Source organism: Geodermatophilus sp. SYSU D01106, from assembly GCF_054049995.1.
On the sequence record NZ_JBJGYM010000003.1, the window covers coordinates 245,250 to 260,633 of the forward strand.

Annotated in this window: 14 protein-coding genes; 12 read left to right on the forward strand and 2 right to left on the reverse strand. The window is 76.2% G+C overall.

Features of this window, described 5'->3' with window-relative positions; all coding sequences use genetic code 11:
- The first annotated feature begins 80 nt into the window (after positions 1-80).
- The 9 genes from ACI78R_RS05040 to ACI78R_RS05080 all read left to right on the forward strand — a co-directional run bounded on the left by ACI78R_RS05040 (position 81) and on the right by ACI78R_RS05080 (position 11,767).
- Entirely contained in the window at positions 81-3,953 is a 3,873-nt protein-coding gene (locus ACI78R_RS05040; protein ID WP_457039862.1) for a multifunctional oxoglutarate decarboxylase/oxoglutarate dehydrogenase thiamine pyrophosphate-binding subunit/dihydrolipoyllysine-residue succinyltransferase subunit, read from the forward strand.
- A 33-nt stretch (positions 3,954-3,986) separates the two neighbouring features.
- On the forward strand, positions 3,987-4,172 hold the full coding sequence (locus ACI78R_RS05045; protein ID WP_073421659.1) for a DUF6104 family protein: 186 nt from the start codon (positions 3,987-3,989) through the stop codon (positions 4,170-4,172).
- Between the two features lie 147 nt (positions 4,173-4,319).
- Positions 4,320-5,033, forward strand: coding sequence for a metal-dependent hydrolase (locus ACI78R_RS05050; RefSeq protein ID WP_073421658.1), 714 nt, complete (start codon positions 4,320-4,322; stop codon positions 5,031-5,033).
- A 30-nt stretch (positions 5,034-5,063) separates the two neighbouring features.
- Positions 5,064-6,329 carry a sensor histidine kinase gene (locus ACI78R_RS05055; protein ID WP_457039863.1) on the forward strand — a complete coding sequence of 422 codons (1,266 nt, stop codon included), beginning with the start codon at positions 5,064-5,066 and terminating at the stop codon, positions 6,327-6,329.
- Positions 6,326-7,006, forward strand: a complete 681-nt coding sequence (locus tag ACI78R_RS05060; protein WP_457039864.1) for a response regulator — start codon at positions 6,326-6,328, stop codon at positions 7,004-7,006. Before ACI78R_RS05055 ends, ACI78R_RS05060 begins: the two co-directional genes overlap by 4 nt.
- A gap of 75 nt (positions 7,007-7,081) precedes the next feature.
- Positions 7,082-7,918 (forward strand): alpha/beta hydrolase, encoded by an 837-nt coding sequence (locus tag ACI78R_RS05065; RefSeq protein ID WP_457039865.1) that lies wholly within the window; start codon positions 7,082-7,084, stop codon positions 7,916-7,918.
- Positions 7,915-8,967: an acyltransferase family protein gene (locus ACI78R_RS05070; protein ID WP_457039866.1), complete on the forward strand. Its 1,053-nt coding sequence runs from the start codon at positions 7,915-7,917 to the stop codon at positions 8,965-8,967. The genes ACI78R_RS05065 and ACI78R_RS05070 overlap by 4 nt, the downstream gene beginning before the upstream one ends.
- Positions 8,964-10,304 carry an MFS transporter gene (locus tag ACI78R_RS05075; RefSeq protein ID WP_457039867.1) on the forward strand — a complete coding sequence of 447 codons (1,341 nt, stop codon included), beginning with the start codon at positions 8,964-8,966 and terminating at the stop codon, positions 10,302-10,304. The genes ACI78R_RS05070 and ACI78R_RS05075 overlap by 4 nt, the downstream gene beginning before the upstream one ends.
- Complete coding sequence (locus ACI78R_RS05080; RefSeq protein ID WP_457039868.1) at positions 10,301-11,767, forward strand: pyridoxal phosphate-dependent decarboxylase family protein; 1,467 nt, start codon at positions 10,301-10,303, stop codon at positions 11,765-11,767. Before ACI78R_RS05075 ends, ACI78R_RS05080 begins: the two co-directional genes overlap by 4 nt.
- Here ACI78R_RS05080 and ACI78R_RS05085 read toward each other — a convergent pair.
- The gene (locus ACI78R_RS05085) at positions 11,757-12,977 is read right to left on the reverse strand and encodes an NAD(P)-dependent malic enzyme (protein WP_457039869.1); all 1,221 of its coding nucleotides are present in this window, start codon (positions 12,975-12,977) and stop codon (positions 11,757-11,759) included. The genes ACI78R_RS05080 and ACI78R_RS05085 overlap by 11 nt on opposite strands.
- 80 nt (positions 12,978-13,057) lie before the next feature.
- On the opposite strand from ACI78R_RS05085, the gene ACI78R_RS05090 reads away from it, so the two are divergent.
- Positions 13,058-13,675, forward strand: coding sequence for a dTDP-4-dehydrorhamnose 3,5-epimerase family protein (locus ACI78R_RS05090; protein WP_457039870.1), 618 nt, complete (start codon positions 13,058-13,060; stop codon positions 13,673-13,675).
- Here ACI78R_RS05090 and ACI78R_RS05095 read toward each other — a convergent pair.
- Positions 13,672-14,049 (reverse strand): S26 family signal peptidase, encoded by a 378-nt coding sequence (locus tag ACI78R_RS05095; RefSeq protein ID WP_245794708.1) that lies wholly within the window; start codon positions 14,047-14,049, stop codon positions 13,672-13,674. The genes ACI78R_RS05090 and ACI78R_RS05095 overlap by 4 nt on opposite strands.
- A 51-nt stretch (positions 14,050-14,100) precedes the next feature.
- Between ACI78R_RS05095 and sodN the strand changes: the two genes are divergently transcribed.
- Together sodN and ACI78R_RS05105 are read left to right on the forward strand one after the other, a co-directional pair.
- On the forward strand, positions 14,101-14,505 hold the full coding sequence (gene sodN / locus ACI78R_RS05100) for a superoxide dismutase, Ni (protein ID WP_073421650.1): 405 nt from the start codon (positions 14,101-14,103) through the stop codon (positions 14,503-14,505).
- Between the two features lie 198 nt (positions 14,506-14,703).
- On the forward strand, positions 14,704-15,381 hold the full coding sequence (locus ACI78R_RS05105) for a phosphatidylserine decarboxylase (RefSeq protein WP_073421649.1): 678 nt from the start codon (positions 14,704-14,706) through the stop codon (positions 15,379-15,381).
- Positions 15,382-15,384 lie beyond the last annotated feature (3 nt).

Consider the following 15,384-nt stretch of genomic DNA (forward strand, 5'->3'; position numbering starts at 1 on the left):
GGGTCGGCCGGGAGGGACGGGCGTAGAGTCAGTCCCCGGTCCAGAGACGCCCACCGACGACGAAGAAGGCACTCGACCCCGTGTCACGCGACAACGCATCCCGGCCGTCCACCACCGGCGCCTCCTCGGCCGTGGCGGGCTTCGGCACCAACGAGTGGCTGGTCGAGGAGATGTACCAGCAGTTCCTCGCCGACCCGTCCAGCGTGGACCAGGCGTGGCACGAGTTCTTCGCCGACTACCGGCCGGGCAGCCCGGTCGCCGCCAGCGACGACCGTGAGCAGGCCCCGGCGCCCGCGCAGGCGGCCGCCCCGGCACGGCCGCAGGCCCCCGCGCCGGCACCTGCCCAGGCCTCCGCCCAGGCCGCCGCGCCCTCGAACGGCGCCGCGCGACCGGCCGCCGCCGACGCGGCCGCCTCGGCCCCCACCGCGGCCGCGCCCGCCGCCCCGGCCACCCCCGCCCCGGCCCGGTCCACCCCGGTGCCCGAGCGCACCGAGGCCACCGTCGTCGACCGCGCGGCCGACCGTGCCGACCAGAAGACCGCCGCCGCCCCCGCGCCGAAGCCCGCGGCGAAGCCGGCGCAGCCGGCCGGCGAGGGCCCGAAGCGCACGCCGTTGCGCGGTGCGGCGGCCAGCGTCGTCAAGAACATGAACGCCTCGCTCACCGTGCCCACGGCGACGAGCGTGCGGGCGGTGCCGGCCAAGCTCCTGGCCGACAACCGCATCGTCATCAACAACCACCTCAAGCGCTCCCGCGGCGGCAAGGTGTCCTTCACGCACCTGATCGGCTACGCGCTGGTCCGGGCGCTCGACGACTTCCCGAACATGAACGCCGCGTTCGCCGAGGTCGACGGCAAGCCGACCCTGGTGCAGCCCGAGCACGTGAACTTCGGCCTGGCCATCGACCTGCCCAAGGCCGACGGCTCGCGCTCCCTCGTCGTCGCCTCGATCAAGGGCGCCGAGGAGATGGACTTCGCCGCGTTCTGGGGCGCCTACGAGGACGTCATCCGCCGCGCGCGGGCGAACAAGCTGACGCTGGAGGACTTCTCCGGCACCACGATCAGCCTGACCAACCCGGGCACCATCGGCACCGTCCACTCGGTGCCGCGGCTGACCGCCGGCCAGGGCGCGATCATCGGCGTCGGCGCCATGGAGTACCCGGCGGAGTTCCAGGGGATGAGCCCCGAGGCGCTCACCGACCTCGGCATCTCCAAGATCATCACGCTGACGTCGACCTACGACCACCGGATCATCCAGGGCGCCGAGTCCGGCGACTTCCTGCGCCGGCTGCACCAGCTGCTCCTCGGCGAGGACGGCTTCTACGACGACGTCTTCCGGTCGCTGCGCATCCCCTACGAGCCGGTGCGCTGGATGCCCGACGTGCGGGTCAGCCGCGAGGGGCAGATCGACAAGGAAGCCCGGGTCATCGAGGTCATCGAGTCCTACCGGCGCAACGGCCACCTCATGGCCGACACGGACCCGCTCGAGTTCAAGGTCCGCAGCCACCCCGACCTCGACATCCTCCAGCACGGCCTCACCCTGTGGGACCTCGACCGCCCCTTCCCCGTCGGCGGCTTCGCCGGCGAGAAGGTCATGCCGCTGCGCGACATCCTCGGCGTCCTGCGCAACTCTTACTGCCGCACCGTCGGCGTGGAGTACATGCACATCACCGATCCCGAGGAGCGCGAGTGGCTCCAGAAGCGGATCGAGGTCAAGCACGAGCAGCCCGACCGGGAGAAGCAGAAGCACATCCTCGGCCGGCTCAACGCCGCGGAGGCGTTCGAGACCTTCCTGCAGACCAAGTACGTCGGCCAGAAGCGCTTCAGCCTCGAGGGCGGCGAGTCGGTCATCCCGATCCTCGACGAGGTGCTCATCGCCGGCACCGACCACGGCCTCGACGAGGTCGCGATCGGCATGGCCCACCGCGGCCGGCTCAACGTGCTGGCCAACGTGCTCGGCAAGAGCTACTCGAAGATCTTCGGCGAGTTCGAGGGCAACATCGACCCCGGCACCGTCCAGGGCTCGGGCGACGTGAAGTACCACCTCGGCGCCGAGGGCACCTTCGCCAACCCGTTCCAGCCGGGTGCGGAGATCGCCGTCTCGCTCGCCAGCAACCCCTCGCACCTGGAGACGGTCAACCCCGTCCTCGAGGGCATCGTCCGCGCCAAGCAGGACATGATCGACAAGGGCGAGCAGGGCTTCACCGTCCTGCCGGTCCTGCTGCACGGCGACTCGGCGTTCGCCGGCCAGGGCGTCGTCGCCGAGACGCTGAACCTGTCGCAGCTGCGCGGCTACCGCACCGGCGGCACCGTGCACGTCGTCATCAACAACCAGGTCGGCTTCACCACCAGCCCGGCCGCGGCCCGCTCGAGCCTCTACTCGACCGACGTCGCGCGGATGGTCAACGCGCCGGTTTTCCACGTGAACGGCGACGACCCCGAGGCGTGCGTGCGGGTGGCGCGGCTGGCGGTCGAGTACCGGCAGGCGTTCCGCAAGGACGTCGTCGTCGACCTGGTCTGCTACCGCCGGCGCGGGCACAACGAGGGCGACGACCCCTCGATGACCCAGCCGCTGATGTACGACATCATCGACCGCAAGCGCTCGGTCCGGAAGCTCTACACCGAGGCGCTGATCGGCCGCGGCGACATCACGCTGGGCGAGGCCGAGGAGGCCCTGAAGGACTACCGCGACCAGCTGGAGCGGGCCTTCGCCGAGACGCACGACGCCACGGAGACCCCGAAGCCGCAGCCGGTCATGGACCAGCCGGCCCAGCAGGTCAGCACCGTCGCCACCGCCATCACCCCCGAGGTGATGAAGGCGATCGGCGACGCGCACGTCTCGCTGCCGCAGGACTTCACCGTGCACCCGAAGCTGCAGCGGCTGCTCGAGCGGCGCGCCGCGATGGTCAGCGAGGGCGGCATCGACTGGGCGATGGGCGAGCTGCTCGCCTTCGGGTCGCTGCTCATGCAGGGCGTCCCGGTGCGGCTGGCCGGCCAGGACTCCCGCCGCGGCACGTTCGTGCAGCGCCACTCGGTGCTCATCGACCGCGAGACCGCCGGTGAGTACACGCCGCTCGGCAACCTGTCCGAGGAGCAGGCGAAGTTCTTCGTCTACGACTCCCTGCTCTCCGAGTACGCCGCGCTCGGCTTCGAGTACGGCTACTCGGTGGCCAACCCGAAGGCGCTGGTCCTCTGGGAGGCGCAGTTCGGCGACTTCGTCGACGGCGCGCAGATGGTCATCGACGAGTTCATCTCCTCCGGCGAGGCCAAGTGGGGCCAGCGCTCGGGCGTGACGATGCTCCTGCCGCACGGCCTCGAGGGCCAGGGCCCGGACCACTCCAGCGGCCGCATCGAGCGGTTCCTGCAGCTGTGCGCCGAGAACAACATGACGGTCGCCAACTGCTCGACGCCGGGCAACTACTTCCACCTGCTCCGCCGCCAGGCGCTCTCCGACGTGCACCGGCCGCTGGTCGTGTTCACGCCGAAGTCGCTGCTGCGGGCCAAGGCGGCGGTCAGCCCGGTCGCGGACTTCACCGAGGAGTCCTTCCGGCCGGTGCTCGGCGACCCGGGCGTGGGCGGCGAGCCGCTCGACGACGCCGCGGTGCGCCGGGTGCTGCTGTGCAGCGGCAAGGTCGCCTACGACCTGGTCGCCCAGCGCGAGGCCGAGGGCCGCGCCGACACCGCGATCCTGCGGGTCGAGCAGCTCTACCCGCTGCCGGCCGAGCAGATCGCCGAGGCGGTCGGCCGGTACCCGAACGCGCAGGACCTCGTCTGGGTGCAGGAGGAGCCGGCGAACATGGGCGGCTGGTCGTTCATGGCGCTCGAGCTGCCCGAGCACCTCGGTGGCCGCACCCTGCGCCGGGTCAGCCGCCGGGCGTCGGCCAGCCCCGCCGTGGGCTCGGCGAAGGTGCACGAGAGCGAGCAGAAGGCGCTGGTCGCCGAGGCCTTCGCGAGCTGACGTCCGTGTACTCCACCAGAGGACGTCCCGGCCGTGTACTTCACTGACAGGGGCCTGGAGGAGCTGGCCGACCGGCGAGGCGGGGAGCAGGTGACCCTCGCCTGGCTGGCCGACCAGCTGCAGGCCTTCGTCGACCAGAACCCCGACTTCGAGGTGCCGATCGAGCGGCTCGCCACGTGGCTGGCCCGCGGCGGCACCGACGACGTCGACGACGACTGAGCGCCGGACGCACGATCAGGTGAGCTGATCGTGCTGCGTCCTGGCTCACCTCCCACGGTGACCCAGGACGCACGCCGGTGATCCCGGCTGATCGTCGGTACGGAGCGCCTCCGCCGGCGGCGCCCCACCAGGCGGGACGCTGCGCACGTGCTCGGTCACTCCCACGCGCTCTCCGGCCTGGCCGCCGGCGCGGCGACGCTCCCCTGGGCCCCGGTCGACGGCACCGTCGCGCAGGTCGCGTGGGTGGCCGCCGCCGGCGGGTTCGCCATGCTCCCCGACCTCGACCACTCCGGCTCGACCGTCTCGGACATGTGGGGCCCGCTGACCGACGTGCCCTCCGGCGCGATCGGCCGGCTGTCCGGCGGGCACCGCTGGGGCACCCACGACGCGCTGCTGGCGCCGATCGCGTTCGGCGCGGTCGCGCTGGCCGCGGCCAACCTCTACTGGTCGAGCCTCGTGGTCATGGCGCTGGCGATCGGGCTGGCGCTGCGGGCGCTGCACTTCGTCATCCCCGGCCGGGCGGAGAACACCGTCGTCGGCAACCTGGCGCTGTCCTTCGGCGGCGCGTGGCTGCTGCTGGCCCACTCGCCGCAGCCGACCTGGCTGCCGTGGGCGGTGGCGCTCGGCGTGCTCACCCACGTCGCCGGCGACCTCATCACCAAGCAGGGCGTGCCGCTGCCGGTGCTGTGGCTGCTCAAGCGCAAGCGGGTGGCCCTGACGCCGATGCGCACGGGCACGACGCTGGAGAAGGCGGTGCTCGCGCCCGCGTTCCTGCTGGTCGCGGTCTGGTTCCTCTACAGCAACACCGCCGCCCGCGACGTCGTCGACCCCTACCTGCAGGGGTTGCTCAGCCTGGGCTGAGCCGCCGGGCAGCGCTAGGTTGCGCTCGCCATGACCGTCCTCCACACCGCAGCGCGCTGGTCGCTGCCGCTGCTGCGCCCCGTGCCCGGCGCGGTCGCCGCGGCGCTGTGGACCGCCGTCGACACCGGCCGCCCGCCGTGGCGGCCCCGCAAGCGGCGTTGGGACCGCCTGCTGCTGCTCGTCGTCGCGCTCGCCGGCTACGTCACGTGGCTGACCGCGTCGGGGGCGGGCGCCTCGAGCCGGCTCTCCAGCGGCCTGTTCCTGCTCACCGCGGCGCCGCTGCTGGCGGGATTCGTGCTCGCGGTGCGCCGCCCGCTCGACGGGTGGCGGCTGTCGCTGCTCGGCCTCGTGCTCGTCGGCTACGCGCTGCCCCCTCCCCCGGCGCCCGCGCCCGTCCTCGAGGGCTGGCAGTGGACGCTGTGGTGCCCGGTGCTGCTCGCCGTCGCCTGGGCCTGCGCCCGGAGGGTGGCGCTCGGCGTCGCGGTGGTCTCGCTGGCGCTCGTCGTCGTGCTCGGCGCGACGACGCCGTGGCCGGTCGACCTGCGGCTCACCCTGCCCGTGGCGTTCCTCGGCGTGCTGGCCCCGCTGGTGGTCGGGGCGAGCCTGGGCGCCCGGTGGGACGCCCGGCGCGCGCTGGAGGCCGAGCAGGCCCGGACGGCGGAGGCGCAGGCCGCCCGCGGCGCGCTGGCCGAGCGAGCCCGGATCGCGCGGGAGATGCACGACGTCGTCGCCCACCACCTGTCGCTCATCGCGGTGCGCTGCGAGACCGCGCCCTACCGCCTGGCCCCGCTGGACGCGCGGGCCGGCGCGGAGCTCGCCGAGGTGGCCGGCACCGCCCGCACCGCGCTGACCGAGCTGCAGCGGCTGCTCGGCGTGCTGCGCGCCGAGGACCAGGACGCCGAGCGGTCGCCCCAGCCGGGCACCGCCGACCTCGGCGCGTTGTTCGCCGGCGTCCGCGCGGCGGGCACCGACCTGCGGGTGGAGGTCGCCGACCTCGACCTGCCCGCGGGCCTGGGCCTGAGCGTCTTCCGCATCGCGCAGCAGGCGCTGTCCAACGCCGCCCAGCACGCCCCCGGGGCGCCGGTGCGGGTGACGGTGCGGCAGGACGGCGGCGCCGTGCGTATCGAGGTGGTCAACGGCCCCGGCGCCGTGCCGGGCACCCCCGGCGCCGGCAACGGCCTGACCGGCATGCGGGAGCGGGCCGAGCTGCACGGCGGGCGCCTCGACGCCGGCCCCACCGCCGACGGCGGCTTCCGGGTGCTCGCCGAGCTGCCGCTGGAGGTCGCGCGCCGGTGATCCGGGTGATGCTGGTCGACGACCAGGAGATGGTCCGCGAGGGCTTCGCCGCGCTGCTCGGCGCCCAGCCCGACGTCGAGGTCGTGGGCACCGCCGGCGACGGCGCGGCCGCGCTGGCCACCCACGCGGGCCTGGCCGCGGCCGGGCGGGCGCCCGACGTCGTGCTCATGGACGTGCGGATGCCGGTGCTCGACGGGCTGGAGGCCACCCGCGCGCTGCTGTCGGGCGACCCGCCGCACCCGCGGGTGCTGGTGCTCACCACCTTCGACCTCGACGACTACGTCTACGACGCGCTGCGCGCCGGGGCCAGCGGGTTCCTGCTCAAGCACGCGCCGGCCGCCGAGCTGCTGCACGCGGTGCGGGTGGTCGCGGCCGGGGACGCGCTGCTCGCGCCCGCGGTGACCCGCCGGCTGATCGCCGACTTCGTGGCCGCCCGCCCCGCCGCCGCGCCCGCCCCCCGCCCCCAGGTGCTGGCCGCGCTGACCGAGCGCGAGGCCGAGGTGCTCGGCCTGGTGGCCCGCGGGCTGTCCAACACCGAGATCGCCGCGCACCTGGTGCTCGCCGAGCAGACGGTGAAGACCCACGTGAGCCGCGTGTTCACCAAGCTCGGGCTCCGCGACCGCGCGCAGGCGGTGGTACTGGCGTACGAGACGGGGCTGGTCTCCCCCGGCTCCTGAGTACCCCGGTAGCACCCGCAGGTGGGCTCCCCGGTGTGACGATCCGGGCGCCCGACCTGCCTAGCGTCGGGCAGCGTGAGAAACCGGTGGACCGCCTCGTTCCTGCTGGTCAGCGCCCTGTGGACGGCGTCCGCGCAGCCGTCGGAGGCCGCCGTCCCGCCGCCCGTGCGGCTCGACGCCGCGTGCGCCGCCGACCTGGCCGCGCGGCTCGGGCCGGTGGGCGTCCTCGGCTGCGACCCGGCCGGCCGGGGCCTCGCCGTCGTCGTCCTCGGCGACCTCGCGACGGCCCGCTCGGTGGCGGTGCTGGTGCCCGGGTCCGACACCGACCTCGCCCGGCTGCACGACCCCGCCGACCCGCGGCGGCGCCCGTTCGGCTGGGCGCGGGCCCTCGCCGACGCCGGCGGCCCGGGCCTCGCCGTCGTCCTCTGGGTGGGCTACGTGACGCCGGACGGGCTGGGCGTGGACGCCGCGAGCGGCCGGCTCGCCCGTGCCGGGGCCACCGCGCTGGTGCGGTTCGTCGACGACCTGCGGGCCGGCCCGTCGGCGGCGGCGCACGTGACGGTGGTCGGGCACAGCTACGGCGCCGTCGTCGCGGCGCTGGCCGCCCCGGACCTCGCCGCCGAGGACCTGGTGCTCGTGGGCAGCCCCGGGGCGCGCGCCGGGTCGGTGGCGGACCTGGGCACCACCGCCCGGGTGTGGGCCGGGCGGGCGGACGCCGACTGGATCGGCCGGGTGCCGGGCCTGCGGATCGGCGACCTCGGGCACGGCCGCGACCCGGCCGGCCCCGGCTTCGGCGCCCGCCCGCTGCCGGTCGACGGCGTGCGCGGGCACGACGGCTACCTCTCCCCGGGGACGGCGTCGCTGGACGCGATCGCCCGGATCGCCACCGCGCCCGCGGGCGGTGCGGCGTGACCCGCGACCGCGGCCCGGACCTGCTGCGCGCCCTGGCGCTGGTCGGCGTCGTCCTCGGGCACTGGTTGGTCACCGCGCCGGGGGCGCCCGGGGCGGTGGACGGGCGGGTGGTCACCGGCAGCCCGCTCGCGGGGATGCCCGCGCTGGCGCCGGTCAGCTGGCTGCTGCAGACGCTCGCCCTGTTCTTCCTCGTCGCGGGCTGGGCGGCGGCCCGCGGGACCGGGGCGCGGCGGTGGTCGCGGTCGCTGCGCCGGGCCGCCGGGCCGGTGGTCGCCCTCGTGGCCGCGGTGGCGGCCGTCGCGACCGCGCTGGCGGTGGCCGGGGCGTCGCAGGGCGTCGTGCGGACCGTCGTCACGCTGTCGCTGCGGCCGCTGTGGTTCCTCGGCGTGTACCTGGTGCTGTCGCTGGCGACGCCGCTGCTGGTGCGGCTGGACGCCCGCCTCGGCGCGGCGGCCGCCGTCCTGCCGCTCGGGCTCGCGCTGGCCGGGCCGCTGGTGCCGGGGACCGCCGGGACGGTCGCCACCGCGCTGGCCGCGTGGTGGGTGCCGTGGCAGCTGGGCGTGGCGGCCGCCCGGCGCGAGCCCGGCCCGGGTGCCTGCGTGGCGCTGCTGGCCGGCGGGGTGCTCGCCGTCGTCCTGCTGGTGACCGCCGGCGGGCTGCCGGTGACGGCGGTCGGCGTCCCGGGGGCCGGGGCCTCCAACCTGGACCCGCCGTCGGCGGCCACGCTCGCCCTGGGGCTGGCGCAGGCCGGCGCGGCCGGGCTGCTGCTGCCAGTGCTGCGCCGGGCCCGCGGGCCGCTGGCCGACGCCGCGGTCGCCGCCGGGCGGTCGGCGCTGCCGGTGTTCCTGCTGCACCAGCCGCTGTTCGTGCTCCTGTGGCTCGGCACGCTGCCGGCCGCGCCGCTGCCCGGGTTGCACGACGCGCCCGACGACCCCGCCTGGCTGGTCGCCCGCGCCGGCTGGGTGCTGGTGCTGGCCGGGCTGCTGACCGCGGCGGTGCGGGCGCTCGGGGCGCGCCCCGCCGCCGGCCGCTACGGTGCCCCGCTGTGACCGCCGTCGCACCGCGCCTGTCCCGGGGCACGCACCTGGGCTACGCCGTGGGCTCCATCGGCACCGCCGCGTTCGGCACCGTGCCCGGCCTGCTCCTCCTGTACTACCTGACCGACGAGCTCGGCGTCGCCGCCGGGCTGGCCGGCCTGGTCGTGTTCGCCCCCAAGGCGTGGGACGTGCTGCTCAACCCCTGGATCGGCAGCCGGTCGGACCGCACGACCGGCCGCTGGGGGCCGCGCCGGCCGTGGATGCTCGCCGGCGGGCTGGCCCTGCCGCCGCTGTTCGTGCTGGTCTTCGCCGGCCCCGGGGAGCCGCCGGCGCTGGCCGCCGCCTGGGTGGCGGTCGCCTTCCTGCTCGCCGCCACCGCCTACGGCTGCTTCCAGGTGCCCTACGTCGCCCAGCCGGCCGAGATCACCGACGACCCGGGCGAGCGCGCCACGCTCATGTCGTGGCGGGTGGCCGCCCTCGCGCTCGGCATCCTGCTCGCCGGCGCCGGCGCCCCGGCGGTGGTCGACGCGTTCGGCGGCGGGCGCGGCGGCCACCTGGCGATGGCCGTGTTCGTCGCGCTGCTGCTGGCCGGCGGGATGCTCGGCGCGGTCGCCGGCACCCGCCGCGCGCCCACCCTCACCCGCGCCACGAGCGAGGGCCGGCTCGGCGCCACGCTGGTGCTGGCCTGGCGGTCCCGGCCGTTCCGGGTGCTGCTCACCGGCTTCGTCGTCCAGGCGCTCGGCATCGGCGTGATGCTCGCCGGCGTCCCGTACTTCTCCGAGCAGGTGCTCGGCGACGCCGCCGCGGGCTCGCTGCTGTTCGCCGCGCTGGTCGGCCCGGCGATCGTCGTCATGCCGCTGTGGCTGCGGGTGAGCCGGCGGCTGGGCAAGCGCACCGGGCTGCTGGCGTCCTCGGCGCTGTTCACCGCGGGCGCGGCGGCCCTGGCGCTGGTCGGCCCGGGCGGCACCGGGCTCGCGCTGGCCCTCGTCGTCCTGGTCGGCGTCGGCTACGCCGGCATGCAGATGTTCCCGCTGGCGATGCTGCCCGACGTCGTGGCCGCCGACGAGGCCGCCTCCGGACAGCGGCGCGCGGGCGTCTTCACCGGCGTGTGGACGGCGGCCGAGACGCTCGGCCTCGCCGTCGGCCCGGGCCTGCTCGGGCTGCTGCTCGCGGCGGCCGGCTACGTCTCCTCCGCCGGCGGCGACGCCGTCCAGTCCGACGGCGCGGTGCTCGCCGTGCGGCTGGGCTTCTCGGTTGTCCCGGCGCTGCTCGTGCTCGCCAGCCTGCCGGTGCTGGCCCGCTACCGGCTCGACCCCGTCCCCGACCGGCCCCAGGAGGTCCCCGCGTGACGCCGCAGGAGGTGCTGGCCGAGCTCACCGCGCTGCAGGCCGGCGACGTGCCCACCCACGGGGGCTCGACGATGGCCTACGTCTACGACTCCGGACGGGCCGGCGTCGAGGACCTCGCCGCCGCCGCGCAGGCCGCGTTCCAGTGGACCAACGCGCTGGACCCGACCGCCTTCCCGAGCGTCGCCCGCATCGAGGACGACCTGGTGGGCGCGGCGGCCGACCTGCTCGGCGGCGGCCCGGCGACGGTCGGCACGGTGACCAGCGGCGGCACCGAGAGCTGCCTGCTGGCGGTGCTGGCCGCCCGCGAGCGGTGGCGGGCGCGGGGAGGCGACCGGCGGGGCGGCAGCGGGCGGCCCCGGCTCGTCCTGCCGGTCACCGCGCACGCCGCGTTCCGCAAGGCCGCGCACCTGTTCGACCTCGAGGTCGCCGACGTCGCCGTCGACCCGGACACCTGCCGGGCGCTGCCGTCGGCGGTGGCCGGGGCGCTGGACGACCGGGCCGCGCTGGTCGTGGTCAGCGCGCCGTCCTACCCGCACGGCGTGCTCGACCCGGTCGGCGAGGTGGCCGCGCTGGCCGCCGCCGCGGGCGTCCCCTGCCACGTCGACGCGTGCATCGGCGGGTGGGTGCTGCCCTTCCTCGACGACGTCCCCGAGCCGTTCGACCTGTCGGTGACCGGCGTGACCTCGCTGTCGGTGGACCTGCACAAGTACGGCTACGCGCCCAAGGGCGTCTCGGTGCTGCTCACCGCCGAGCCCGAGCTCCGGCAGGGGCACTGGTTCAGCACCGCCGGCTGGCCCGGCTACCCGGTGGTCAACCCGACGCTGGCCGGCACCCGCCCGGCCGGCCCGATGGCCGCCGCCTGGGCGGTGCACCGCTGGTTGGGGCGCGACGGCTACGCGGAGCTCGCCCGGGCCACCCGGGCGGCGACGGTCGCGCTGGCCGGGGGCGCGGCGGCGATCCCGGGACTGCGGGTGGTCGGGACGCCGGTGGCCACGCTGGTCGCGCTGGCGCAGGACGGCCCGGACGGCGTCGACGTGCTCACCCTCGCCGACGAGGCCTCCGCCCGGGGCTGGCTGCTGCAGCCCCAGCCGCCGTTCGCCCAGCCCGGCGGGGCGGACCTGCCCGCCACGCTGCACCTGACCGTCACCGGCGCCACCGCGGGCCGGGTGGACGCCCTGCTCGCCGACCTCGCCGACGCCGCCCGGGCCGCCGCCGCGCTGCCCCGCCCGGTCGCCGACCCGGACCTGGTGGCGGCCGCCGCGACGATCGACCCGGCCGCGCTCACCGTGGCCGAGGTCGACGCGCTGCTGGAGCTGGCCGGCGTCGGCGGCGGGCGGCTGCCCGAGCGGATGGCGCCGGTGCACGCCCTGGTGGCGGCGCTCCCCCGCCCGGTGGCCGAGCGGCTGCTGGCCGGCGTCCTCGACCTGGTCTACCGGCCCCGCCGGGCGGCGTTCAGCGGGTGATGCCCTGCGCCCGGGCGGTGGCGGCCACGGCCTCGGCGACCGCGGTGGCCACCCGCCGGTCCAGCGGGCTCGGCACGACGTACCCGGGCGCGAGGTCGTCGCCGACGACGCCGGCGATGGCCTCGGCGGCGGCCAGCTTCATCTCCTCGGTGATCGCCGTGGCGCCCGCGTCGATGGCGCCGCGGAACACCCCGGGGAAGGCGAGCACGTTGTTGATCTGGTTCGGCAGGTCGCTGCGCCCGGTGGCGACGACGGCGGCGTACCGCGCGGCCATCTCCGGGTCGACCTCCGGCGTCGGGTTGGCCAGGGAGAACACGATGCAGCCCGGCGCCATCGAGGCGATCGCGGCCTCGGGCACCGAGCCGCCGGACAGGCCCAGGTAGACGTCGGCGCCCTCGAGCGCGCCGGTCATCGTGCCGGCGTAGCCCGAGCGGTTGGTGTGCTCGGCGACCCACCGCTTGACCGGGGTGAGGTCCTCGCGGCCGGGATGCAGCACGCCGCGTGAGTCGGCGACGCAGATGTCCCCGACCCCGGCGCCGAGCAGGATCCGCGTGCAGGCGATGCCCGCTGCGCCGGCCCCCGCCACCACCACCCGCAGGTCGGCCAGGGTGCGGCCGGTGACCCGGGCGGCGTTGCGCAGCGCGGCGAGCACGACGATCGCCGTCCCGTGCTGGTCGTCGTGCATGACCGGGACGTCGAGCCGCTCGCGCAGCCGGTCCTCGATCTCGAAGCAGCGCGGGGCGCTGATGTCCTCGAGGTTGATCCCGCCGAACGACGGCGCGATGGCGGCGACGGTCTCCACGATCCGGTCGACGTCGGTCGTCGACAGCACGACCGGCACCGACGACAGCCCGGCGAACTCGCTGAACAGGCAGGCCTTGCCCTCCATCACCGGCAGTGCCGCCGCCGGCCCGATGTCGCCGAGACCCAGGACGGCCGTGCCGTCGGAGACCACCGCGACGACGCGGGAGGCCCAGGTGAAGCGGCGGGCGAGCTCCGGCTCGGCGGCGATGGCGCTGGAGACGCGGGCGACGCCGGGGGTGTAGGTGAGCGCGAGGTCCTCCCGCGACTCGATCCCGCGGGTGGGGCGCACCACCAGCTTCCCGCCCTCGTGCACCCCGAAGGCCGGGTCGGAGGCGAAGCGGTCCTCCGCCGGGACCTGCGGCGCGCGGTCGGCAGCGGTCGCGGGCGAGCCCGTCTCTGCGCTCATGGACCCCGGAGGGTAGTGCGGCGGCGCGGGCCCCTCTGCCGCCGACCCCGGGCGCACGGCGGCTCGCTACCGTGCCCGCCGTGGAGATCCGCGAGCTCGCCGTGCCGGACAGCTACGTGCTCGACCTGGTGCCGCACGGCGACGACCGCGGACGGTTCACCGAGTGGTACCGCGCCGACGTGCTCGCGGCGGCCACCGGCTGGGCGCTGCCGCTCGCGCAGGCCAACCACAGCGTGTCGGCCCGCGGCGTGCTGCGCGGGGTGCACTTCGCCCTCGTCCCGCCGGGCCAGGCCAAGTACGTCTACTGCCCGGCCGGCCGGGTGCTCGACGTCGTCGTCGACGTGCGGGTCGGCTCCCCGACGTTCGGCGTCTCCGACTCCGTGCTGCTCGACGCCGCCGAGCCGCGCGCCGTCTTCCTCGCGGAGGGCCTGGGCCACGCGTTCCTCGCGCTGGAGGACGGCTCGTCGGTGACCTACCTGGTCTCCACCGGCTACTCCCCCGGCCGCGAGTTCGGCGTCTCGCCGCTGGACCCCGAGCTGGACCTGCCGTGGCCGGCGGACGTGGAGGTCCGGCTGTCGGACAAGGACCGCGCCGCGCCGACGCTGGCCGAGGCCCGCGCGCAGGGGACGCTGCCCACGATGGAGCAGTGCACGGCCCGCTACGCGCAGCTGCGCGCCGGGGGTCAGGCGGGCGTCTAGGCGGTCGGCTGGACGGGCGGAGGCGGCCGCAGCCTCCCGGGCCGGGGGGACAGCCGGCCGACGACGCGGCCCACGGCGACGGCCGGCCCGAACGCCCGGCTGTCGTCGGTGACCAGCGGGTTGTCCCCGCGCACGTCGACGGCGCCGCCGTCGAGCAGCGCGTGCACCCGCTTGACCACGAGCAGGTCCGGCCGCGCGGGGAACCGCGCCAGGACGACGTCGCCGGGCGCCACCCGGCCCGCGCGCACCCGCCGGACGAGCAGCCGGTCGCCGTGCCGGACGGTCGGCGACATCGACGGGCCGCTCACCCGCGCCACCACCCACGCGCCGGCCAACGGCGGGACCGGGCGCTCGCCGGGACGGGGGGTGATCACCGCGAGTAGGGTCGCAGACGACCCGATCCCGCGACATCCGGAGGAAGAGACATGCTGTTCAGCCGCGTGTTCTCCGCCGTGGAGGCCACCGCGCACTGCGACCTCCCCTGCGGTGTGTACGACCCGGCCCAGGCCCGCATCGAGGCGGAGTCCGTCAAGGCCATCCAGGAGAAGTACCAGGCCAACGAGGACCCGGCCTTCCGCACCCGCGCCATCCTGATCAAGGAGCAGCGGTCGGACCTGGTCAAGCACCACCTGTGGGTGCTGTGGACCGACTACTTCAAGCCGCCGCACTTCGAGAAGTACCCGCAGCTGCACGAGCTGTTCAACAAGGCGACCAAGCAGGCCGGCGCCGCCGGCGGCAAGGGCAGCATGGACCCGGCCGAGGGCCAGAAGCTGCTCGACTACATCGCCGAGATCGACAAGATCTTCTGGGAGACCAAGGCCGCGGCCTGACGAAGGACCCCCTCGCCCCCCACCGCTCGCTGACGCTCGCGGCGGGACCCTGCGAGGGGGCCGACGGCACGTCCCGACGGCCGGTGGGCACCCGCCCACCGGCCGTCGGCGTCCCCGCCCCGGGCCGGCGGCGCGGACCGAGCGCGCCGGTGGCGGGTGCCCGGGCGCGCGCAGCGGCCCCGGTACCGTCGCACCTCGATGCGCATCGACCGGGCCGGGTGGCCCTTCATCACCGGACCCCTCGGCCCGGCCGCCGTGCTGGCCGCCGCCGGCGCGCGAACCGGACGCCGCTGGGCGCGGGTCGCCGCCTGGCCGTTCCTCGCGCTCTCGGCCTACATGCTGCTGTTCTTCCGCGACCCCGAGCGGCCCTGCGACCGCGTCGAGCCACCGGCCGACGTCGTCCTGTCCCCCGCCGACGGGATGGTCATGGTCGCCGGGGAGCCGCAGGAGGGCGTGGCGCCCGAGCCCGCGCCGCCGGGCGGCTGGCAGCAGGTCAGCGTCTTCCTCTCCGTCGTCGACGTGCACGTGAACCGCTCGCCCTACCGCGGTGAGGTGGTGGAGAGCTCCTACCGCAAGGGCAGCTTCCTGGCCGCCTACCGGGCCGAGTCGGCGCACCGCAACGAGCGCAGCGAGCTGTGGCTGCGGGACGGCGACCGGACCGTCGTCTTCCGCCAGCTCGTCGGGGTGCTCGCCCGCCGCATCGTCACCCGCACCGGCGTGGGGCAGCGGCTGGCCACCGGCGAGCGGTTCGGGCTGATGAAGTTCGGCTCGCGGATGGACGTCTTCCTCCCCGCCGAGTGCGAGATCACCGTGCGGAAGGGCCAGCGCGTGCGCGGCGGGGACACCGTCATCGCCCGCTGGCCCGCCGCCGGCTGAGGG

Excerpts from the sequence above, each read along its gene's own strand:
- ACI78R_RS05085 (WP_457039869.1), bottom strand. The coding sequence starts at position 12,977 with ATGAGCGCAGAGACGGGCTCGCCCGCGACCGCTGCCGACCGCGCGCCG.
- ACI78R_RS05055 (WP_457039863.1), top strand. The coding sequence starts at position 5,064 with ATGACCGTCCTCCACACCGCAGCGCGCTGGTCGCTGCCGCTGCTGCGC.
- ACI78R_RS05105 (WP_073421649.1), top strand. The coding sequence starts at position 14,704 with ATGCGCATCGACCGGGCCGGGTGGCCCTTCATCACCGGACCCCTCGGC.
- sodN (WP_073421650.1), top strand. The coding sequence starts at position 14,101 with ATGCTGTTCAGCCGCGTGTTCTCCGCCGTGGAGGCCACCGCGCACTGC.